17 protein-coding genes are annotated in these 20624 nt (G+C 64.3%); 14 read left to right on the top strand and 3 right to left on the bottom strand.

All coding sequences use genetic code 11. The features are described from left to right. Positions 1 to 7: 7 nt before the first annotated feature. The 9 genes from AB7M33_RS10980 to AB7M33_RS10940 all read left to right on the top strand — a co-directional run bounded on the left by AB7M33_RS10980 (position 8) and on the right by AB7M33_RS10940 (position 10435). Positions 8 to 1012 carry an aspartate carbamoyltransferase catalytic subunit gene (locus AB7M33_RS10980; RefSeq protein ID WP_027592428.1) on the top strand — a complete coding sequence of 335 codons (1005 nt, stop codon included), beginning with the start codon at positions 8 to 10 and terminating at the stop codon, positions 1010 to 1012. Beyond that, the gene (locus AB7M33_RS10975; protein ID WP_454242833.1) at positions 1009 to 2280 is read left to right on the top strand and encodes a dihydroorotase; all 1272 of its coding nucleotides are present in this window, start codon (positions 1009 to 1011) and stop codon (positions 2278 to 2280) included. Before AB7M33_RS10980 ends, AB7M33_RS10975 begins: the two co-directional genes overlap by 4 nt. 327 nt (positions 2281 to 2607) lie before the next feature. After that, entirely contained in the window at positions 2608 to 3138 is a 531-nt protein-coding gene (gene hslV, locus AB7M33_RS10970) for an ATP-dependent protease subunit HslV (RefSeq protein WP_003249309.1), read from the top strand. Positions 3139 to 3211: 73 nt separating this feature from the next. Further along, complete coding sequence (gene hslU / locus AB7M33_RS10965) at positions 3212 to 4555, top strand: ATP-dependent protease ATPase subunit HslU (protein ID WP_099430637.1); 1344 nt, start codon at positions 3212 to 3214, stop codon at positions 4553 to 4555. Between the two features lie 182 nt (positions 4556 to 4737). Then, on the top strand, positions 4738 to 5115 hold the full coding sequence (locus AB7M33_RS10960) for a gamma-butyrobetaine hydroxylase-like domain-containing protein (RefSeq protein WP_099430638.1): 378 nt from the start codon (positions 4738 to 4740) through the stop codon (positions 5113 to 5115). Between the two features lie 353 nt (positions 5116 to 5468). Continuing rightward, positions 5469 to 7148: a class II poly(R)-hydroxyalkanoic acid synthase gene (gene phaC, locus AB7M33_RS10955; protein ID WP_265970101.1), complete on the top strand. Its 1680-nt coding sequence runs from the start codon at positions 5469 to 5471 to the stop codon at positions 7146 to 7148. A 63-nt stretch (positions 7149 to 7211) separates the two neighbouring features. Continuing rightward, positions 7212 to 8063, top strand: a complete 852-nt coding sequence (phaZ, locus tag AB7M33_RS10950) for a poly(3-hydroxyalkanoate) depolymerase (protein ID WP_099430640.1) — start codon at positions 7212 to 7214, stop codon at positions 8061 to 8063. A gap of 61 nt (positions 8064 to 8124) precedes the next feature. Beyond that, positions 8125 to 9807, top strand: a complete 1683-nt coding sequence (gene phaC / locus AB7M33_RS10945; RefSeq protein ID WP_454242832.1) for a class II poly(R)-hydroxyalkanoic acid synthase — start codon at positions 8125 to 8127, stop codon at positions 9805 to 9807. A gap of 13 nt (positions 9808 to 9820) precedes the next feature. After that, positions 9821 to 10435, top strand: coding sequence for a TetR/AcrR family transcriptional regulator (locus AB7M33_RS10940; protein WP_027592421.1), 615 nt, complete (start codon positions 9821 to 9823; stop codon positions 10433 to 10435). 120 nt (positions 10436 to 10555) lie between these two features. Here the strand turns inward: AB7M33_RS10940 and AB7M33_RS10935 are convergent, their stop codons facing one another. Together AB7M33_RS10935 and AB7M33_RS10930 are read right to left on the bottom strand one after the other, a co-directional pair. Further along, on the bottom strand, positions 10556 to 11344 hold the full coding sequence (locus tag AB7M33_RS10935) for a phasin family protein (RefSeq protein WP_099430642.1): 789 nt from the start codon (positions 11342 to 11344) through the stop codon (positions 10556 to 10558). A 10-nt stretch (positions 11345 to 11354) separates the two neighbouring features. Continuing rightward, positions 11355 to 11774: a phasin family protein gene (locus AB7M33_RS10930; protein ID WP_027592419.1), complete on the bottom strand. Its 420-nt coding sequence runs from the start codon at positions 11772 to 11774 to the stop codon at positions 11355 to 11357. A 188-nt stretch (positions 11775 to 11962) separates the two neighbouring features. On the opposite strand from AB7M33_RS10930, the gene AB7M33_RS10925 reads away from it, so the two are divergent. Continuing rightward, positions 11963 to 16720 carry a dermonecrotic toxin domain-containing protein gene (locus AB7M33_RS10925; protein WP_454242831.1) on the top strand — a complete coding sequence of 1586 codons (4758 nt, stop codon included), beginning with the start codon at positions 11963 to 11965 and terminating at the stop codon, positions 16718 to 16720. Between the two features lie 28 nt (positions 16721 to 16748). Here the strand turns inward: AB7M33_RS10925 and AB7M33_RS10920 are convergent, their stop codons facing one another. Continuing rightward, on the bottom strand, positions 16749 to 17024 hold the full coding sequence (locus tag AB7M33_RS10920) for a polyhydroxyalkanoic acid system family protein (RefSeq protein ID WP_027592417.1): 276 nt from the start codon (positions 17022 to 17024) through the stop codon (positions 16749 to 16751). 124 nt (positions 17025 to 17148) lie between these two features. On the opposite strand from AB7M33_RS10920, the gene ubiE reads away from it, so the two are divergent. The 4 genes from ubiE (at position 17149) to hisI (ending at position 20623) form a co-directional block, all read left to right on the top strand. Next, entirely contained in the window at positions 17149 to 17919 is a 771-nt protein-coding gene (ubiE, locus tag AB7M33_RS10915) for a bifunctional demethylmenaquinone methyltransferase/2-methoxy-6-polyprenyl-1,4-benzoquinol methylase UbiE (protein ID WP_099430644.1), read from the top strand. Then, entirely contained in the window at positions 17919 to 18542 is a 624-nt protein-coding gene (locus AB7M33_RS10910; protein ID WP_099455558.1) for a ubiquinone biosynthesis accessory factor UbiJ, read from the top strand. Before ubiE ends, AB7M33_RS10910 begins: the two co-directional genes overlap by 1 nt. After that, on the top strand, positions 18539 to 20158 hold the full coding sequence (gene ubiB / locus AB7M33_RS10905) for a ubiquinone biosynthesis regulatory protein kinase UbiB (protein WP_099430646.1): 1620 nt from the start codon (positions 18539 to 18541) through the stop codon (positions 20156 to 20158). The genes AB7M33_RS10910 and ubiB overlap by 4 nt, the downstream gene beginning before the upstream one ends. Before the next feature lie 72 nt (positions 20159 to 20230). Next, entirely contained in the window at positions 20231 to 20623 is a 393-nt protein-coding gene (gene hisI, locus AB7M33_RS10900) for a phosphoribosyl-AMP cyclohydrolase (RefSeq protein ID WP_027592414.1), read from the top strand. The last annotated feature ends 1 nt before the right edge of the window (position 20624 follow it).

Below are 20624 nucleotides of genomic sequence, written 5' to 3'. Positions count from 1 at the left end.
CCCCGCGATGACGCCAATCGACGCCAAGCGCCCGCTGCAGCTCAATGATCAGGGCCAGCTGCGCCACTTTCTCTCGCTCGACGGTTTGCCCCGCGAACTGCTGACCGAGATCCTCGACACCGCCGACTCCTTCCTGGAAGTCGGTGCCCGGGCCGTGAAAAAAGTCCCGTTGCTGCGCGGCAAGACCGTCTGCAACGTGTTCTTCGAGAACTCCACCCGTACCCGCACCACTTTCGAACTGGCCGCGCAGCGCCTGTCTGCCGACGTGATCAGCCTCAACGTGTCGACTTCCTCGACCAGCAAGGGCGAAACCCTGTTCGACACCCTGCGCAACCTGGAAGCCATGGCTGCCGACATGTTCGTCGTGCGCCACTCCGATTCGGGCGCCGCGCACTTCATCGCTGAACACGTGTGCCCCGATGTGGCCGTGATCAACGGTGGCGATGGCCGCCATGCGCACCCAACCCAAGGCATGCTCGACATGCTGACCATCCGTCGGCACAAGGGCAGCTTCGAGAACCTGTCTGTCGCCATCGTCGGCGATATCCTGCATTCGCGCGTGGCGCGTTCCGACATGCTCGCGCTCAAGGCGCTGGGCTGCCCGGACATCCGCGTGATCGGCCCGAAAACCCTGATCCCGATCGGCATCGAGCAATACGGCGTGAAGGTCTACACCGACCTCGCCGAAGGCCTGAAAGACGTCGACGTGGTAATCATGCTGCGCCTGCAGCGTGAGCGCATGGCCGGTGGCCTGCTGCCGAGCGAGGGCGAGTTCTACCGCCTGTTCGGCCTGACCACCGCACGCCTGGCCGGTGCCAAGCCCGATGCCATCGTCATGCACCCTGGCCCGATCAACCGCGGTGTAGAGATCGAATCGGCAGTGGCCGACGGCAAGCACTCGGTGATCCTCAACCAGGTGACGTACGGCATCGCCGTGCGCATGGCCGTGCTGTCCATGGCCATGAGCGGGCAAAACGCGCAACGCCAACTCGACCAGGAGAACGCCCTGTGAGCATCAGTATTCTTGGCGCCCGGGTCATCGACCCCAACAGCGGCCTGGACCAAATCACCGACCTGCACCTGGACGGCGGCCGCATTGCCGCCATCGGCGCAGCACCGGCCGGCTTCAGCGCCAGCCGCACGATCCAGGCCGATGGCCTGATTGCAGCGCCTGGCTTGGTCGACCTCGACGTCTCTCTGCGCGAGCCGGGCTACAGCCGCAAAGGCAACATCGCCAGCGAAACCCGCGCCGCCGTGGCCGGCGGTGTGACCAGCCTGTGCTGCCCGCCGCAGACCAAACCGGTGCTGGACACCTCGGCCGTGGCCGAGCTGATCCTTGACCGTGCCCGCGAAGCCGGCAACAGCAAGGTCTACCCGATCGGCGCCCTGACCAAGGGCCTGGAAGGCGAGCAACTGGCCGAGCTGGTGGCCCTGCGCGACACCGGTTGCGTGGCCTTCGGCAATGGCCTGCAGCAAATCCCCAACAACCGTACCCTGGCCCGTGCCCTGGAGTACGCCGCCACCTTCGACCTGACCGTGGTGTTCCACTCCCAGGACCGCGACCTGTCCCACGGTGGCCTGGCCCATGAAGGCGCCATGGCCAGCTTCCTCGGCCTGCCGGGCATCCCGGAAACTGCCGAGACCGTGGCCTTGGCGCGCAACCTGCTGCTGGTCGAACAGAGCGGCGTGCGGGCGCACTTCACCCAGATCACCAGCGCCCGCGGCGCGCGCTTGATCGCCCAGGCCCAGGAACTGGGCCTGCCGGTGACCGCCGACGTGGCGCTGTACCAGCTGATTCTCACCGACGAGTCGCTGCGCGAGTTTTCCAGCCTGTACCACGTGCAGCCACCGCTGCGCACCGCCGCCGACCGCGACGGCCTGCGCGCAGCCGTCAAGTCGGGGGTGATCCAGGCGATCTCCAGCCATCACCAACCGCACGAGCGCGATGCCAAGCTGGCGCCGTTCGGTGCCACGGAGCCTGGTATCAGCAGTGTCGAAGTGCTGCTGCCACTGGCCATGACCCTGGTCGAAGACGGCCTGCTCGACCTGCCGACCTTGCTGGCTCGCTTGACCAGCGGCCCGGCTGCAGCCATGCGCCTGCCGGCGGGTGAACTGAAGGTAGGTGGCGCGGCGGACCTGGTGCTGTTCGACCCGAAAGCCTCGACCGTTGCCGGCGAGCAGTGGCTGTCCCGTGGCGAGAACTGCCCGTTCATCGGCCACTGCCTGCCTGGCGCTGTGCGTTATACCTTGGTCGATGGGCACGTCTGCCACGAGGCCTGAGTAACCCCAGGGGCCGCTCTGCGGCCCATTCGCGGGGCAAGCCCGCTCCCACAGGACCTTCGCAATCATCAAGGCAAGCGGAGAACCTGTGGGAGCGGGCTTGCCCCGCGAATGAGCCAGCACAAATGTGCCCGCCAAGCCCCCACAGGATCTTCGCATCATCAAGGCAAGCGGAGAACCTGTGGGAGCGGGCTTGCCCCGCGAATGAGCCAGCACAAATGTGCCTGCCAAGCTCAACCGCTCATCCCCCAAGGTTGAAATCCTTCCCCCCACCCCCATATGAGTCTGCATCAGGCACTTTCGCCCCGCTGCGTGGAGACTCTCCCCTTGACCACCATCGTTTCTGTCCGCCGTAACGGCAAAGTCGTCATGGGCGGCGACGGCCAGGTTTCCCTCGGCAACACCGTGATGAAAGGCAACGCCAAAAAGGTCCGTCGCCTGTACCACGGCCAGGTCATTGCAGGCTTCGCCGGTGCCACCGCCGATGCCTTCACCCTGTTCGAACGCTTTGAAGGCCAACTGGAGAAACACCAGGGCCACCTGGTCCGTGCCGCCGTCGAGCTGGCCAAGGAATGGCGTACCGACCGCTCCCTGAGCCGCCTGGAGGCCATGCTGGCCGTGGCCAACAAGGATGCATCCTTGATCATTACCGGTAACGGCGATGTGGTCGAACCCGAAGACGGCCTGATCGCCATGGGTTCCGGTGGCGCCTACGCCCAGGCCGCCGCCCGCGCCCTGCTGAACAAGACCGACCTCTCGGCCCGCGAAATTGCCGAGACCGCGCTGAACATCGCCGGTGACATCTGCGTATTCACCAACCACAACCTGACCATCGAGGAGCAGGACCTGGCCGACTGATCAGTTGTTTTGGCGTCCCGCCCAGGGCGGGACTTTCCCACACTGATTGCTCTGCTCGAGGACCATTTTCATCATGTCCATGACCCCCCGCGAAATCGTTCACGAACTCAACCGCCACATCATCGGCCAGGACGACGCCAAGCGCGCCGTGGCCATCGCCCTGCGCAACCGCTGGCGGCGCATGCAGCTGCCGACCGAGCTGCGCGCCGAGGTGACCCCGAAAAACATCCTGATGATCGGCCCGACCGGTGTCGGCAAGACCGAAATCGCTCGCCGCCTGGCCAAGCTGGCCAACGCGCCGTTCATCAAGGTCGAAGCGACCAAGTTCACCGAAGTCGGCTACGTCGGCCGTGATGTCGAATCGATCATCCGTGACCTGGCCGATGCCGCGCTGAAGATGCTCCGCGAGCAGGAAATCATCCGCGTGCGCCACCGCGCCGAAGACGCCGCCGAAGACCGCATCCTCGATGCCCTGCTGCCGCAGGCGCGGGTCACCAGCTTCAGCGAAGAAGCCGCGCAGACCAGCAGCGATTCCAACACCCGCCAGCTGTTCCGCAAGCGCCTGCGCGAAGGCCAGCTGGACGACAAGGAAATCGAGATCGAAGTGGCTGACGCCGTAGGTGTCGAAATCGCCGCGCCGCCTGGCATGGAAGAGATGACCAACCAGCTGCAGAGCCTGTTCGCCAACATGGGCAAGGGCAAGCGCAAGGCGCGCAAGCTCAAGGTCAAGGAAGCGCTGAAGATGGTCCGCGAAGAAGAAGCGGGCCGCCTGGTCAACGAAGAAGAACTCAAGGCCAAGGCCCTGGAAGCTGTTGAACAGCACGGTATCGTGTTCATCGACGAAATCGACAAAGTGGCCAAGCGTGGCAATGTCGGCGGCGCCGATGTGTCCCGCGAAGGTGTCCAGCGCGACCTGCTGCCGTTGATCGAAGGCTGCACCGTCAACACCAAGCTGGGCATGGTCAAGACCGACCACATCCTGTTCATTGCCTCGGGTGCGTTCCACCTGAGCAAGCCAAGCGACCTGGTGCCTGAGCTGCAGGGCCGCCTGCCGATCCGTGTCGAACTCAAGGCACTCACCCCAGAAGACTTCGAGCGCATCCTGCAGGAGCCGCACGCTTCGCTGACCGAGCAGTACCAGGCACTGCTGAAAACCGAAGGGCTGAACATCGAGTTCCTCACCGACGGTATCAAGCGCCTGGCCGAGATCGCCTACCAGGTCAACGAGAAAACCGAGAACATCGGTGCCCGCCGCCTGCACACCCTGCTCGAGCGCCTGCTCGAAGAGGTGTCGTTCAGTGCCGGTGACCTGGCCAGCACCCACGATGAAACGCCGATCCAGATCGATGCGGGCTATGTGAACAGCCACCTGGGTGAGCTGGCGCAGAACGAAGACCTGTCGCGCTATATCCTGTAAGACCGTATGGGGCCGCTTTGCGGCCCATTCGCGGCACAAGGCCGCTCCTACACTGAATGCAGCGGTGTACCTGTAGGAGCGGCCTTGTGCCGCGAATGGGCTGCAACGCAGCCCCAATCAAGCTTGAATCCCTCACGCAGAAGCTGGAAGCTTGCAGCATCAGCTCCCGAGAGATTCAGCCCATGGCCCGCCTGCCCACCGCCATCAACCTGCACAAAGCCTCCAAGACCTTGAGCCTTACCTACGGCCCCAACGAGGTCTACCACCTGCCCGCCGAATTCCTGCGCGTGCACTCCCCTTCCGCCGAGGTCCAGGGCCACGGCAACCCCATCCTGCAAGTTGGCAAGGTCAACGTCGGCCTCGCGGGCCTCGAACCCGCCGGCCAATATGCACTGAAATTGACCTTCGACGACGGCCATGACAGCGGCCTGTTCACCTGGGAGTACCTCGAGCAACTGTGCCTGCGCCAGGAACAGCTGTGGGCCGAGTACCTCGACGAGCTGCATAAGGCCGGAAAATCCCGCGACCCGGCCGAATCGGTCGTGAAACTCATGCTCTAGCGCAAGCCCTCGAACGTTTAGAGCGCATTTTCTAATCTCATCTGCTTGAATGCCCCTACAGGCAGCTCAGTGACGGGCTGTCTTGCGCATTACATGAAAGTCGGGTAACCAATGGAGCTGGCAAGTTCCCTGCATCGCCTTGAAGGCAATCAGGGCCTGGCCGGTATGTAGAGGTCGCGAGCGAAAGCAGGCTGTCTTCACACGCAGAATTCCCCGCAGCTCATCGCCGAATGCATCCGGCCCGCAGCACCGCTGTTCCTTATCACTGGTCACCCGAGTAGCAGTACCGGGCTCTGGACTGTGCAAGCGCCACAGGCAACCGGTACTCGTCTCTGGACAACGGAGCGTCGCAGATGAGTAACAAGAACAACGATGAGTTGCAGCGGCAGGCCTCGGAGAACACCCTGGGGCTGAACCCGGTCATCGGCATCCGCCGCAAGGACCTGTTGAGCTCGGCACGCACCGTGCTGCGCCAGGCCGTGCGCCAACCTTTACACAGCGCCAAGCACGTGGCGCACTTCGGCCTGGAGCTGAAGAACGTGCTGCTGGGCAAATCCAGCCTCACCCCCGAAAGCGACGACCGCCGTTTCAACGACCCGGCCTGGAGCAACAACCCCCTTTACCGCCGCTACCTGCAAACCTACCTGGCCTGGCGCAAGGAGCTGCAGGAGTGGATCGGCAACAGCGACCTGTCACCACAGGACATCAGCCGCGGGCAGTTCGTCATCAACCTGATGACCGAGGCCATGGCGCCGACCAACACCTTGTCCAACCCGGCAGCGGTCAAGCGCTTCTTTGAAACCGGTGGCAAAAGCCTGCTCGATGGCCTGTCCAACCTGGCCAAGGACGTGGTCAACAACGGTGGCATGCCCAGCCAGGTGAACATGGACGCCTTCGAAGTGGGCAAGAACCTGGGCACCAGCGACGGCGCCGTGGTGTTCCGCAACGACGTGCTGGAGCTGATCCAGTACAGCCCCATCACCGAACAGGTGCATGCGCGGCCACTGCTGGTGGTGCCGCCGCAGATCAACAAGTTCTACGTGTTCGACCTGAGCCCGGAAAAAAGCCTGGCGCGCTTCTGCCTGCGCTCACAACAGCAGACCTTCATCATCAGCTGGCGCAACCCGACCAAGGCCCAGCGCGAGTGGGGCCTGTCGACCTACATCGATGCGCTCAAGGAAGCGGTCGATGCCGTGCTGGCGATTACCGGCAGCAAAGACCTGAACATGCTCGGCGCCTGCTCTGGCGGCATCACCTGCACCGCGCTGGTGGGCCATTACGCCGCCCTGGGCGAAAACAAGGTCAATGCCCTGACCCTGCTGGTCAGCGTGCTGGACACCACCATGGACACCCAGGTCGCGCTGTTCGTCGATGAACAGACTCTCGAAGCCGCCAAGCGCCACTCCTACCAGGCCGGCGTGCTCGAAGGCAGTGAGATGGCCAAGGTGTTCGCCTGGATGCGCCCCAATGACCTGATCTGGAACTACTGGGTCAACAACTACCTGCTCGGCAACGAGCCGCCGGTGTTCGACATCCTGTTCTGGAACAACGACACCACGCGCCTGCCGGCTGGTTTCCATGGCGACCTGATCGAGATGTTCAAAAGCAACCCACTGACCCGCCCCGGTGCACTGGAAGTGTGCGGCACGCCGATCGACCTGAAGCAGGTCACCTGCGACATCTACAGCCTCGCCGGCACCAACGACCACATCACTCCGTGGCCGTCCTGCTACCGCTCGGCGCACCTGTTTGGCGGCAAGATCGAGTTCGTGCTGTCCAACAGCGGCCACATCCAGAGCATCCTCAACCCACCGGGCAACCCCAAGGCGCGCTTCATGACCGGCGCCGATCGCCCGGGCGACCCCGTGGCCTGGCAGGAAAACGCGACCAAGCATGCCGACTCCTGGTGGCTGCACTGGCAAAACTGGCTGGGCGACCGTGCCGGCGACCTGAAAAAAGCGCCAACCCGGCTGGGCAACCGCGCCTATGCCGCTGGCGAGGCATCTCCGGGCACTTACGTTCACGAACGTTGAGTTGCAGCGCCGTGGCCACCTGCGGGTGGGCCACGGTGTTCACTTCACCACAGAGCCACGCGCATGCCGTCACCCTATATCTTCAGGACCGTCGAACTGGACAACCAGTCCATCCGCACTGCCGTGCGCCCGGGCAAGCCGCACCTGACGCCGCTGCTGATCTTCAACGGCATCGGCGCCAACCTGGAGCTGGTGTTTCCGTTCATCGAAGCGCTGGACCCGGACCTGGAAGTCATCGCCTTCGACGTACCGGGCGTAGGCGGCTCGTCGACGCCACGCCAGCCCTATCGCTTCCCGGGGCTGGCCAAGCTCACGGCACGCATGCTCGATTACCTCGACTACGGCCAGGTGAATGTGATCGGCGTGTCGTGGGGCGGCGCCCTGGCGCAGCAGTTTGCCCACGACTACCCCGAGCGCTGCAAGAAGCTGGTGCTGGCGGCCACGGCTGCCGGCGCGGTGATGGTGCCGGGCAAGCCCAAGGTGCTGTGGATGATGGCCAGCCCCCGGCGCTACATCCAGCCTTCGCATGTCATCCGCATCGCCCCGCTGATCTACGGCGGTGGCTTTCGCCGCGACCCGGACCTGGCCATGCGACACGCAGCCAAGGTGCGCTCCGGCGGCAAGCTGGGCTATTACTGGCAACTGTTCGCCGGGCTTGGCTGGACCAGCATTCACTGGCTGCACAAGATCCAGCAGCCCACCCTGGTACTGGCTGGCGACGACGACCCGTTGATCCCGCTGATCAACATGCGCCTGCTGGCCTGGCGGATTCCCAATGCCCAGCTACACATTATCGACGACGGCCATCTGTTTCTGATCACCCGGGCCGAGGCCGTCGCCCCGATCATCATGAAGTTCCTCCAGCAAGAGCGTCAGCGCGCGGTCATGCATCCGCGCCCGGCTTCGGGCGTGTAGGGGCGGGTTCGCCCGCGACGGGGCCAGCAGGCGCCAAGGGTCAAGACGAGGGAGTGTTGCCATGAAAGACAAACCGGCCAAAGGAACGCCAACGCTTCCCGCCACCAGCATGAACGTGCAGAACGCCATCCTCGGCTTGCGCGGGCGCGACCTGATTTCCACGTTGCGCAGTGTCGGCCGTCATGGCTTGCGCAACCCGCTGCATACCGCCCGCCACCTGCTGGCCCTGAGCGGCCAGCTGGGCCGCGTGATGCTCGGCGACACCCCTTACCAGCCGAGCCCGCGAGACACCCGCTTCAGCGACCCGACCTGGAGCCAGAACCCGTTCTACCGGCGCGGCCTGCAAGCCTACCTGGCCTGGCAAAAGCAGACCCGCCTGTGGATCGATGAAAGCCACCTGGACGACGATGACCGCGCCCGCGCGCAGTTTCTGTTCACGCTGATCAACGATGCCCTGGCGCCCAGCAATTCGCTGCTCAACCCACTGGCCGTGAAGGAGCTGCTCAACACCGGCGGGCAAAGCCTGGTGCGTGGCGTGGCGCACTTGCTTGACGACTTGCGCCACAACGATGGCTTGCCTCGCCAGGTAGACGAACGCGCCTTCGAGGTGGGTGGCAACGTCGCGGCAACCCCCGGCGCCGTGGTGTTTCGCAACGAACTGCTGGAGTTGATCCAGTACCAGCCGATGAGCGAAAAACAGCACGCCCGCCCACTGCTGGTGGTGCCGCCGCAGATCAACAAGTTCTATATCTTCGACCTCAGCTCGACCAACAGTTTTGTCCAGTACATGCTCAAGAACGGCCTGCAGGTGTTCATGGTCAGTTGGCGCAACCCCGACCCACGGCACCGCGAGTGGGGGCTGTCGAGCTACGTTCAGGCCCTGGAAGAAGCGCTTAACGCGTGCCGCAGCATCAGTGGCAACCGCGACCCCAACCTGATGGGCGCCTGCGCTGGCGGGCTGACCATGGCAGCGCTGCAAGGCCACCTGCAAGCCAAGCACCAGTTGCGCCGAGTGCGCAGCGCCACGTACCTGGTCAGCCTGCTGGACAGCAAGTTCGAAAGCCCCGCGAGCCTGTTCGCCGACGAGCAGACGATCGAGGCGGCCAAGCGCCGCTCGTACCAGCGCGGCGTGCTGGACGGCGCCGAGGTGGCGCGGATCTTCGCCTGGATGCGGCCCAATGACTTGATCTGGAACTACTGGGTCAACAACTACCTGCTCGGCAAGACCCCGCCCGCCTTCGACATCCTCTACTGGAACGCCGACAGCACACGCCTGCCGGCGGCGCTGCATGGCGACCTGCTGGACTTCTTCAAGCACAACCCGCTAACCCACCCGGCAGGCCTTGAGGTGTGTGGCACGCCCATCGACCTTCAGCAGGTCGACCTCGACAGTTTCACCGTGGCCGGCAGCAACGACCACATTACCCCGTGGGATGCCGTGTACCGCTCAGCCATGCTGCTGGGCGGCGACCGACGCTTCGTGCTGGCCAACAGCGGGCATATCCAGAGCATCATCAACCCACCTGGCAACCCCAAGGCCTACTACCTGGCCAACCCGAAGCTGTCCAGCGACCCGCGTGCCTGGTTCCACGACGCGCAGCGCAGCGAAGGCAGTTGGTGGCCGTTGTGGCTGGAGTGGGTCACCCCGCGCTCCGGCCCGCTGAAAGCGCCACGCACCACGCTTGGCAATGCCACCTATCCGCCGCTGGGCCCTGCGCCAGGCACCTATGTCCTGACCCGATGAGCACACCGCCCGGATGAAGACCCGCGACCGTATCCTTGAATGCGCCCTGCAGCTGTTCAACCAGCAAGGCGAACCGAATGTCTCGACCTTGGAGATCGCCAACGAACTGGGCATCAGCCCTGGCAACCTGTACTACCACTTCCATGGCAAGGAACCGGTGGTGCTGGGCCTGTTCGAGCGTTTCGAAGAAGCGCTGATGCCGCTGCTCGACCCACCGCTTGAAGTGCGCCTGGAGGCCGAGGACTACTGGTTGTTCCTGCACTTGATCGTCGAGCGCATGGCCCAGTACCGCTTCCTGTTCCAGGACCTGTCCAACCTGACCGGGCGTCTGCCGAAGCTGGCCCGCGGCATGCGCAGCCTGATCAACGCACTGAAGCGAACCCTTGCCGCGTTGCTGGCCAGCCTCAAGGGCCAGGGGCAGGTGGTGAGCGAAACTCAGGCGCTGGGGCAGTTGGTGGAGCAGATCACCCTGACACTGATGTTCTCGCTGGATTACCAGCGCGTGCTGGGGCGGGAGGGGGATGTGGGGATCGTGGTGTACCAGGTGATGATGCTGGTGGCGCCGCATCTGCAGGCACAGGCCCGGGCGGCGGCGGAGCAGTTGGCGGTGCGGTATCTGGAGGGGTAGTGCCGCATCGGCGGTGCCCTCTTCGCGGGGCAAGCCCGCTCCCACAGAGACCCAGCTCAGGGTTTGCAAGCTGAGCTGAATCTGTGGGAGCGGGCTTGCCCCGCGAAGAAGGCGACGCGGTTAGATCAGGGTACCGGTACCGGTCGCTGCCGACGGTGTGCTGCTGGCCGGTGCCGCGCTTGGCGCTGGCGCTGCAGCTGTAGCAGTCGGAGCCGGTGCCGCACTGGCCGCAGGTGCTGCCGGTTTGGCGGCGGCCGGTTTGGCCGGGGCCTTCTTCACTGCCGGTTTCTTCGCCGCTGCAGGCTTGGCCGCAACAGGCTTGGCAGCAGGTTTGGCCGCAGGCTTGGCAGCAGCGGTTTTCGCAGCAGGTTTAGCCGCTGGTTTTGCCGCAGCCGCTTTGGCCGCCGGCTTGGCTGCTGCGGTTTTCGCAGCAGGTTTGGCAGGCGCCTTGGCCAGTGGCTTGGCAGCGGCTTTGCTCGCAGCCGCCTTGGAGATCGGTGTGACCGAGGCACCGGTCAGTTTCTCGATCTGCTTGGTCAGGCTGTCCACTTGCTGGTGCAGCGCCTTGATCTCATTGCGGCTTGGTACGCCCAGGCGCGAGATGGCGCTGTTCAGGCGCTTGTCGAAGGCTTCTTCAAGCTCGCTCCACTTGCCCAGCGCGCGATCTTTCACGCCGGACACGCGCGACGTGGTCGAAGCCTTGGCGCTATCAGCCACGTCTTCGGCGGTCTTCTTCGCCTGCTTCTCGGCCTTCTCGCCGTCCTTCACCAGCGTATCGAACAGCTTCGGGCCGTCCTGGTCGATCTTCGAATAGATCCCCAGGCCCGCCAGCCAGATCTTGCGGGAGTACTTCTCGATCCCGCCGACCCAGGAGCTGCTTTCTTTGTCGGAATTCTTCTTGCCAGCCATCCTGCTCTCCTTATGGTTTGTGCGCGACGCGCTCAAGCAGCTCGTGCAGCTGTTCAAGCTTGATGGACAACGCCTCAACGTCATGTTTAGACGGAATGCCAAGGCGATTCAAGGCGCGACCAACCCGTGCGTCGAAAGCTTTTTCGATCTTGTCGAGTTGAACTTCGACCTTGCCGCGTACGCGGCTGACTTCCTGGGTCGCTTCATCCAGCTGGTTGTTGGCCGCATCGAGCTCTTTGTCGATGCGCTTCTTGCCACGTTTTTCAACGCCTTCGCCGGCTTTGACCAGCTCGTTGAAGTACTCGGAACCTTCCTGGCCGACGCGGGCATAGGCGCCGATACCTGCCAGCCAGATCTTGCGCGCGTAACCGCGCACTTCGCCCAGGGTGCCTGGAGCGTCGTCCTTTTTCTTCACATTCACTTTGGCCATGCTCTGTACCTCATGCTCATGAGTGGAGAGGAACTGCCCATGGAGGTTGGGCTTGAGCATAAGGTAGGGAAGAAAATTAGAAACCTCACCCTAAGCTCACGCGGCATAAGGGGGCCAAACATGTACCGCCGCCGCCGCAGGCATCGGCGCTAGCGTGCGAGCATTCCCGCCACCGGAGCTCACACCTCATGCCTGCGTCCCCACCCTTGCAGCCCACCACGTTCAAGCAACGGGTAGCCAGCCAATTCGCCCAACGCCCCACGCTGCGCGAGGTGGTTGCCAAGGCCGGTTTGACGATCCTGGCCAACCGCTACCCCTGGATCACCCGCAACCACCCGCAGTTGCAGTCCCTCGAGCCCTTCACGCTCATCCACGGCGCAGGCAAGCAACCGGCACAGGCCTCCCTGGTAAACACGCTGCTCGACCATTTTCTGACGGGCAAAGGCATGGCCCTCACGCACACAGACGTGCTCAGCATCGCGCCGCCCCTGCCCTTTCTGCCGCAGGCGGCAGGTGTCGGCCCAAACGCCCAGCCCGAAGTCAGCCTGAACATGGACAACCTCAACCGCGACTTCGACGAACTGCTGGCGGCCCTGACCGAAGCCTTCCAGCAGGCGCAGATTGGTTTCTGGGCTGCAAGCGACGCCACATCGGGCCTGTCCCATGTGCACAGTTTGGCGCAGACCTTGAAAGCCGCCCTGCTGCTGGGCGTGGAACGGCAGGGCTTGCCCGAACCGGTGAAAGCCGTGCTGTATGGTGTGGTCAACGGCACTGCCAGCGCACTGGCGATCAACCGGCTGCAGGTCACCCTCGATGAGCATCCACCCCAGGCCTTACCGGACCTGTTGATCATCGCCGAAGCCGGGATGGTGCTGTGGTGTAAACCTTCAGGCGCGGTACGCAGCTACGTTGACCTTGCGGCCTTCGCCGAGGCCCTTCGCGACGCACTGGCGCAGCAGTATCAATTCGACACGCTGCGCTGGGCACAGCAACCACTGAACACAGACCCGTTCGCTTTCCAGTCCACTGAACTACTCAATGGCATCCTCGACAGGGTCGGCCGCCTGCGGTTGTCCACGCTCACCAGCGTCCCCGCGCTTGAGGAGGCCTTCAGCACCTTGAGCGACCCTTCGTCCCATTTCCTCGACCTGCCCCTGCCAAGCACCGAGCAGCCACTGCTAAGCCTGCCCACCTGGCTTAATCAAGCAGACAGCACCGGCCACCTGCTGTACGCCGAAGCCCTGCTGGAGCTCGCCGCCAGCCAGGCGCACGCCCAGGGCAGGACGTCGTTCGACGCAATAGAAACCCTGGGCCGCTATGCCGCTCGCCGGCTGCGCGAACAGATGCATGCGGACTTCCCAGCCGAAACACCGCAAGACCCCGACCAGCTGCTCGTGCAGATCTCGGTGGTGGTACCGCTGTCGTCGTCCGGCCCCGCGCAATTGAACTACCTGAAAAGCATGACCCTGACGGAACTGGCCATTGCACGCCTGCACACGGGCAGCGACGAAGTGGCGTCCGGCCTGCTCGACACCCACGCACGGCCTCTGGGCAGCTGGCTGAACCTGGATTACGTCAACCGCTTGATCTCGACTGTGGATGTCGGCGGGCGTTACCCCGCTTATGTCGCCCACCAACTGCAAGACGCCACGCTCAAGTCCAGCCGCCTCCAGCGCCATGCCACGGAATGGCGCAGCACCCTGCAGTTCGCCGCGCTCAGGGCCAGGATCGAAGCCAAGCTCAGCGCACAGGCCTGCCAGGCAATCGTCGATTTCTGCCGTGCCAATCAAGCGTCACCTGATGCGCTCAGCATTGCGCCACTGGCGTTTCTGCCTGCACCGGGTGCCTCCGAAGGCAACACGGTGCACGGCATGTTCCTGATCAAGGTAAAGGCCAACCAGCGCTGGGTCCTGTATCGCCCTCTGTTCGCGGATGACGCCGTGGCAGAGTTTGCCAGCCTGGACAGCCTGATGGCGCAGATACGGGCTGATCAGGCGTTGCAGCAACAGCTGCTGGCCTGGATGGATGACGACGCCAGGGGCATCTACCAGCACGGCGGATTCGAACGTCCGCACCTGCATAGCCGCCTCTCGGCCCTGGCGCACTTGATTGGCACGCAGTCGGCGTTGGTAGACACCCTGGTGGAACGCCTCAGGGTCCCTGTTACAGCCGTTCACACACCTTGGCTGGAAGATTTGGACAACCACCTCTACAACGCACGCATTCAGACAATGCTACTGCTGGCCTCCCGGCAGAGCCGTTCGAATGCGCAACAGCGCTGGGCCTTGATCGTGCAGTGCGGCTGGGTCGTGTTCAACACGGTCACGCCCCTGCTACGTGGCCCTGCGGCCATGCTGGCCTGGCTGGTCGCCGCCGTGGCAACGCTCAAGGATGACCTGCCCGCGCTGTCCGATGGCAGCGCGGAAGAACAGGCCTTGGCAGCGGCAGATGTGCTGACCAACCTGGCCCTGTTGTTGATGCAGGGCCCCACAGCCCCAACGCATGCGGGGGTCAGCTCGGCAGCGGTGGACGCCATGGCCCTGGAAGGCCCCGCCCGCAGAACGCCCTCCACGCCGGTTACCGTTGAGGCACCCAAGACAGCGGACTGGGTCGAGCCCCACCAGGCGCAACGCCCCGGCCACGTCAGTGTGAGCCGTTGGCACAACAGCCAGCGGGTGGGCAATTTGCCCTCCCACGCCCGCCAGCGCCTGGGTGAACTGCGCGCAGGCGTTTCCCTGCAAGGCCATGCCGCTGAAACACAAGGCCGCCTACGCGGGTTGTACACGGTGCAAGAGCGGCTCTACGTGAACCTGCAGGACGTAGCCTACGAGGTGCAGGAAACCTGGGGCGGAATCCAGATCATCGGCCCGGACACCAGCCAGGGCGAATGGCACACACGTTGGGGCGGCGCGCCCGACGGCTACTACATTGTCGGGCGCGAACGCAGCAAAGGCCCTTGGCTGCGGCGCTGGAATGACGAATGGGTCCTGGACTTGCACTTGGCCGGCGGCATGCCAAAAACCCGAGAAGCCGTCACCGCGCAGAATCGCCAGCACTACGATGCACTGCAAGCGACCGGTCAAGCCAACCAGGACAAACTGACCCAGCTCGAACCCTTCATGGAGCGCAACCGCATCGAGCTTGAAGCCTTTGACGACGAGGCGGCCGCGTTCAGCCTGGCGTTCAATGCGTTGCCCAAACCCGACGTCAAGGCACTTCCACCGGCACTCCGAGTGCAGCGCCAGGCAGTGCTGGAAATGCGCAGGCAGCACGTGCCGCAGATCGCCGCGGGGTCGCTGTACCTGGAGAAGCAGGCCAGCTTGCTGCATGCCAACGCCGACCTCTACCGGCAGATGCTCGAGCCTCGCTACCTGAAGTACGACCGTTCGGGCGCCACTGCACGCCGGCTCAGCAACTGGACAGAAGCCGCCATCGACAATGACATGCTGCTGGTGCGGCGCCTGCTCGAACTGGTCGACCACGAACACTTGCAGGAGCAATCAGTGGGCTTGCGTGGGGTGCCTGACAGTGATGAGCAGAGGGGCCGACACGCTGCATTTCGCGAATCGACCCGAGACGCGCTGAAGGTCAGCCGCCGCCTGCTCGTGGTCAGCGAGCGGCTGGATAAAACGCTTTCCGACGTGCTCAGCGATACCCGAATCGCCTACCCGGACAAGAAAGCCAAGATCGAACGCGCCATCAAGCTGCGCCCTTACTCGTCGTTGATCGTCCGCGCACAGATTGTCAGCGACCTGGCTTACCTGACACTGGACAAGACCCTGCTCACTGCCGAAGCGGCCATTGACCTGCTGCCCTTGCAAAACAGCCTGAGCGACACGGACCTGTCAGCAGCGCTGTGGAGCCACGATGGCGTTGCCTCTGCCAACCTGCCTGCCGACCAACAAGCGGAGGTGCTGGGCAACGCCCTGCGCGTTTACCGGGCAGTCATTGGCAGGGCCAGGTACATGCAATCGTTCACCGCACCTGCCGTGGACACCACGATGCTGCAAGCCTACATCGAGGCGATGACGGGCCTGGAGCGCCTGGCAGAATCCGACTTGAGCACCGCCTTGATGAATGCCGAACAGGGCACATCGTCCCCTGCGCGACAGCTGACCCACCGCGTCAGGGCCGGCAAACGCACCCTGATCCGAACCTCCCGAGGGCGCTCGGTGCTGGTCGAGCGGGACCTGGAAGGCGATCATGCCGTTCAGCGCAACCCGGCCACCGAGCAACCTGGGGGCGCCTATGAGCGGCGCAATGGCCAATGGTTCGAAGTCCCAGGCGAGGAGCGCCCCGCCGCGCAAGACTCCGCCCAGCTGCGCAGTCGCGCGCAACACCTGCTGGCGCACGTGAATGACCGGGTCGCGCTGGCAGCGCGCTACGCGAACGAGCCGAACAGCCTGGCCGACCTCATGGATTGGCAGATCGAGGACATGCGCAAGGTCGAGCAGCACGTAAGCGCCGCCGATGACCGGGCGTCCGAAGGCCTGGCCAGCCAACTGCGCGATGCCATCGCCTCGCTGAACACCGAAAAACGCCGACTGCTCACCGACGCCTACCTCAACACCCGCCACCCGGACAGCAGTGCGTTACGTTACCTGTATCAGCAACAGCGGATCGAGATCGCCCTGAGCACATCGCGTAAGCCGCTGCGCACCGCCAACGACTACCTGGACGTCTACCAGATCAAGGACGTGCAGGTGCCCAATGCGGTGCTGTGGGAAGCTCACTTCCACTACCGCAGCGCCGACGCGGCGCCCCGCACCTTCGTCAAAGGCCACCTGAAGCACTGGGAGCCGCGCCCCGCGCGTGCCAGCAGGGCCGAAAAGGCGCGCGAGGTCAGGCTAGAGCACGCCCATACAGCGGCTGAACGGATCGACATCTACCGCGGCGACCTGCGCCTGGACCAGATAGAGGGCATCATCCCCTTTCCGGCCCACTGACGGGCCGGTCAACAGCACAGCCCTGGTGTCAGGCCAGGGCTTTGTCCAGCGCCCGCTCGATCTCGCTCTTGATGCTAGCGCCCATGATCGACAGCATCATGCCGAGCTTAAGCTCGACGCGGATGGTGTCTTCGCCAATCTGCACGCTGCCGTTGGCGCCGCTGCGCGCGACGTCGACGCGGTCGCCGTTCCAGGTGGCCTTGAGGTCATATTCGCGGCTGAGCTTTTCTACCAGCGCCTCGGCCTTGGCGCGGGCAGCCTCGCGGCCGAGGGAATGTTTGCGTTCGACGCTGATCTGGGTCATGCGGGTGATCCTGGGTATGAAGACATAATCAGCATTATGCCCGCCCCTGCCCCCTGGCACACCCCGCCAAGACAAATCCGCCCATTCGCCCTAGAATGGCGGTAATTTTTTCCGGTGAAGCGATATGAACGACCAGCGCAAAGGCGAACACGCCGAACCCACCACCCATTTTGGCTACACGGACGTACCGGAGAGCCAGAAAGCGAAGAAAGTCGCCGAGGTGTTCCACTCCGTGGCCGCCAAGTACGACCTGATGAACGACGTGCTTTCCGGCGGCATGCACCGCCTGTGGAAGCGCTTCACCATCGAGCTGTCGGGCGTGCGCAGCGGCAACCGCGTGCTGGACATCGCCGGCGGTACCGGGGACCTGGCCGCCAAGTTCTCGCGCCTTGTAGGCCCGACCGGGCAGGTAGTGCTCGCCGACATCAACGATTCGATGCTCAAGGTCGGCCGTGACCGCCTGCTCGACCGTGGCGTGGCCGGCAACATCGAGTTCGTCCAGGCCGACGCCGAGAAGCTGCCGTTCCCGGACAACCACTTCGACTGCGTGACCATCGCCTTCGGCCTGCGCAACGTCACCCACAAAGACCAAGCCATTCGCTCGATGCTGCGCGTGCTCAAGCCCGGCGGCCGCCTGTTGATACTGGAATTCTCCAAGCCGACCAACAAGCTGATGTCCAAGGCCTATGACGCCTACTCGTTCGCCTTCATGCCACTGGCCGGCAAGCTGATCACCAACGACTCGGAAAGCTACCGCTACCTGGCTGAATCGATCCGCATGCACCCCGACCAGGAAACCCTCAAGGCCATGATGGTCGACGCCGGCTTCGACCGCGTCACCTACCACAACATGACCAGCGGTATCGTCGCCGTGCACCGGGGAATCAAGCCCTGATGCTGCTGGCCGGGCTGCTCGCCAGCGTCGAACATGGCCTGAACCGCGTCCTGCGCATGGACAGCACGGCGCTGCCGCGGCTGGCCGCGCTCGAAGGCAAGGTCATCGAGATCGATTGCCGTCAGCCGGCCCTGCAGGTGTTCATCCTGCCCGATGAAGACGGCCTGATGCTGGCCGCGCACTGGGAGGGCGAGGTCGACTGCAGCCTGCGCGCCCCTGCCGGCAGCCTGGCGCAACTGGCCCTGGCCAAGGACAAGACCGCCGTGCTGCACAGCCCACAGGTCGAACTGCATGGCGACAGCGCTGTCTTGCTCGACCTGTTCGGCGTGCTGCAAGACCTCGAACTGGACTGGGAGCACGAGCTGCAGCGCTGGCTCGGCCCGGTGGCCACGGCGTTGCTGGCCGGCCACCTCCGCCTGCGCGCGCGCTGGACCCGCCAAGGCCTGACGCGCTTCAGCCAAAACCTCTCCGAGTACCTGGCCGAAGAGTCGCGCACCCTGGTGGGCAAACGCGAAGCCGAAGCCGCCTTCAGCGAGCTCGATGCCCTGAAGGTCGATATAGAACGCCTCGAGGCGCGCCTGCAGCGCCTCTCCCGATCCCTTGATACCAGCGATAACGCATGAAGCTGCTCGCCGTCCGCCGTCTCTTTCGCATCCAGCGTGTGGTGATCCGCTACCGTCTCGATGACCTGTTGTTCGACCTGCCCCTGCCCTGGTGGCTGATGAGCCTGCGCCTGCTGATGCCTTGGCGCTGGCTGCCGCGCAAGCCCTCCGCGCTCAGCCGCGGTGCGCGCCTGCGCCTGGCGCTGCAGGACCTGGGGCCGATTTTCATCAAGTTCGGCCAGCTGTTGTCCACCCGCCGCGACCTGCTGCCCACCGACATCGCCGACGAACTGATGGGGCTGCAAGACCGCGTGCCGCCGTTCGACCCGAAACAGGCCGTGGCGTTGATCGAAGAACAGCTCGGCGCCAAGGTTGGCGAGGTGTTCAGCCGTTTCGACGTCGAGCCGCTGGCCTCGGCCTCGGTGGCCCAGGTACACGCCGCCCGCCTGAAAAGCGGCGAAGAAGTCGTGGTCAAGGTGGTCCGCCCGGGCCTCAAGCCGGTCATCGCTCAAGACCTGGCCTGGTTGTTCCTGATCGCCAAGGGCGCCGAGCGGGTGTCTGCCGACGCCCGCCGCCTGCACCCGGTGGAGGTGGTCAACGACTACGAAAAGACCATCTACGACGAACTCGACCTGCTTCGCGAGGCGGCCAACGCCAGCCAGCTGCGGCGCAACTTCGAAGGCTCCGAGCTGATGTACGTGCCCCAGGTGTACTGGGACCTGTGCCGGCCCAAGGTGCTGGTGATGGAGCGTATCTACGGCGTGCCGGTCACCGACATGGCGACCCTGGCCGACCAGCGCACCGACATGAAGCTGCTGGCCGAACGGGGTGTGGAGGTGTTCTTCACCCAGGTATTCCGCGACAGCTTCTTCCATGCCGACATGCACCCCGGCAACATCTTCGTCAGCACGGTCAAGCCGTGGAGCCCGCAGTACATCGCCATCGACTGCGGCATCGTCGGCAGCCTCACGTCGGAAGACCAGGACTACCTGGCGCGCAACCTGTTTGCCTTCTTCAAGCGTGACTACCGCCGCGTTGCGCAACTGCACATCGATTCGGGTTGGGTGCCGGCGCACACCAAGGTCAACGAATTCGAGGCGGCGATCCGTACGGTGTGCGAGCCGATCTTCGAAAAACCGTTGAAAGATATTTCCTTCGGCCAGGTGCTGATGCGCCTGTTCCAGACCGCCCGGCGCTTCAACATGGAAGTCCAGCCTCAGCTGGTGCTGCTGCAGAAGACCTTGCTCAACATCGAAGGCCTCGGCCGTCAGCTCTACCCGGACCTGGACCTGTGGAGCACCGCCAAGCCATTCCTGGAACGCTGGATGCGCGAGCGCTACAGCCCCAAGGCCATGGTCGGCAACCTGTACAGCCAGGCCGAGCAGTTGCCGCACCTGGCCGGCATGACCCGCGACCTGCTCGAACGCCTGTCGCAACCGCACCTGCACGACCCGCAGATGCCCGAGCGCCGCCGCCAAGGTGACCGCTGGGCGCTGCGCCTGCTGGGCGCCGGCTTGCTGGGGGGTGGCGCGGTGCTGGCCGCCGGCGCCGCCGAGGCCGCCAGCCTGGCCGCTCCGGCCGCTTGGCCAGCTTGGCTGATGCTGGCCGCCGGCCTTTACCTGATCGTGCGCCAATAGCCAGCCGGCCCGCTGGCTGGCACACTAGCGCAAAGGGCCCGGCACAGGAGCGGGCCCGTTTTGGAGTGGACGATGAAAGACTGGCTGGACGAGATCAAGTGGAACAGCGATGGCCTGGTACCGGCCATTGCCCAGGACCACAAGACCGGACGCGTGCTGATGATGGCCTGGATGAACCGCGAGTCCCTGGCCCTGACCGCCGCCGAGCAACGCGCCATCTACTGGTCGCGCTCGCGTGGCAAGCTGTGGCGCAAGGGCGAGGAATCTGGCCATGTGCAAAAACTGCACGAAATGCGCCTGGACTGTGATGCCGACGTGATCATCCTGATGGTCGAGCAACTGGGCCATATCGCCTGCCATACCGGCCGCGAAAGCTGCTTCTACCGCGTCTTCGAAGACGGCCAGTGGAAAACCGTCGACCCGGTCCTGAAAGACCCGGACGCCATTTATAGCGCAGGACACTGAC

Source organism: Pseudomonas sp. Y3 TE3536, from assembly GCF_053629175.1.
The sequence above is the reverse complement of the archived record's forward strand: the minus strand, read 5'-3'. Positions and strand labels throughout refer to the sequence as shown.

Bases quoted from the DNA above. Each gene is read 5' to 3' on its own strand.
- AB7M33_RS10980 (WP_027592428.1), top strand. From the start codon at position 8: ATGACGCCAATCGACGCCAAGCGCCCGCTGCAGCTCAATGATCAGGGC.
- hslU (WP_099430637.1), top strand. From the start codon at position 3,212: ATGTCCATGACCCCCCGCGAAATCGTTCACGAACTCAACCGCCACATC.
- AB7M33_RS10960 (WP_099430638.1), top strand. From the start codon at position 4,738: ATGGCCCGCCTGCCCACCGCCATCAACCTGCACAAAGCCTCCAAGACC.
- phaC (WP_265970101.1), top strand. From the start codon at position 5,469: ATGAGTAACAAGAACAACGATGAGTTGCAGCGGCAGGCCTCGGAGAAC.
- phaZ (WP_099430640.1), top strand. From the start codon at position 7,212: ATGCCGTCACCCTATATCTTCAGGACCGTCGAACTGGACAACCAGTCC.
- phaC (WP_454242832.1), top strand. From the start codon at position 8,125: ATGAAAGACAAACCGGCCAAAGGAACGCCAACGCTTCCCGCCACCAGC.
- AB7M33_RS10940 (WP_027592421.1), top strand. From the start codon at position 9,821: ATGAAGACCCGCGACCGTATCCTTGAATGCGCCCTGCAGCTGTTCAAC.
- AB7M33_RS10935 (WP_099430642.1), bottom strand. From the start codon at position 11,344: ATGGCTGGCAAGAAGAATTCCGACAAAGAAAGCAGCTCCTGGGTCGGC.
- AB7M33_RS10930 (WP_027592419.1), bottom strand. From the start codon at position 11,774: ATGGCCAAAGTGAATGTGAAGAAAAAGGACGACGCTCCAGGCACCCTG.
- AB7M33_RS10925 (WP_454242831.1), top strand. From the start codon at position 11,963: ATGCCTGCGTCCCCACCCTTGCAGCCCACCACGTTCAAGCAACGGGTA.
- AB7M33_RS10920 (WP_027592417.1), bottom strand. From the start codon at position 17,024: ATGACCCAGATCAGCGTCGAACGCAAACATTCCCTCGGCCGCGAGGCT.
- ubiE (WP_099430644.1), top strand. From the start codon at position 17,149: ATGAACGACCAGCGCAAAGGCGAACACGCCGAACCCACCACCCATTTT.
- AB7M33_RS10910 (WP_099455558.1), top strand. From the start codon at position 17,919: ATGCTGCTGGCCGGGCTGCTCGCCAGCGTCGAACATGGCCTGAACCGC.
- ubiB (WP_099430646.1), top strand. From the start codon at position 18,539: ATGAAGCTGCTCGCCGTCCGCCGTCTCTTTCGCATCCAGCGTGTGGTG.
- hisI (WP_027592414.1), top strand. From the start codon at position 20,231: ATGAAAGACTGGCTGGACGAGATCAAGTGGAACAGCGATGGCCTGGTA.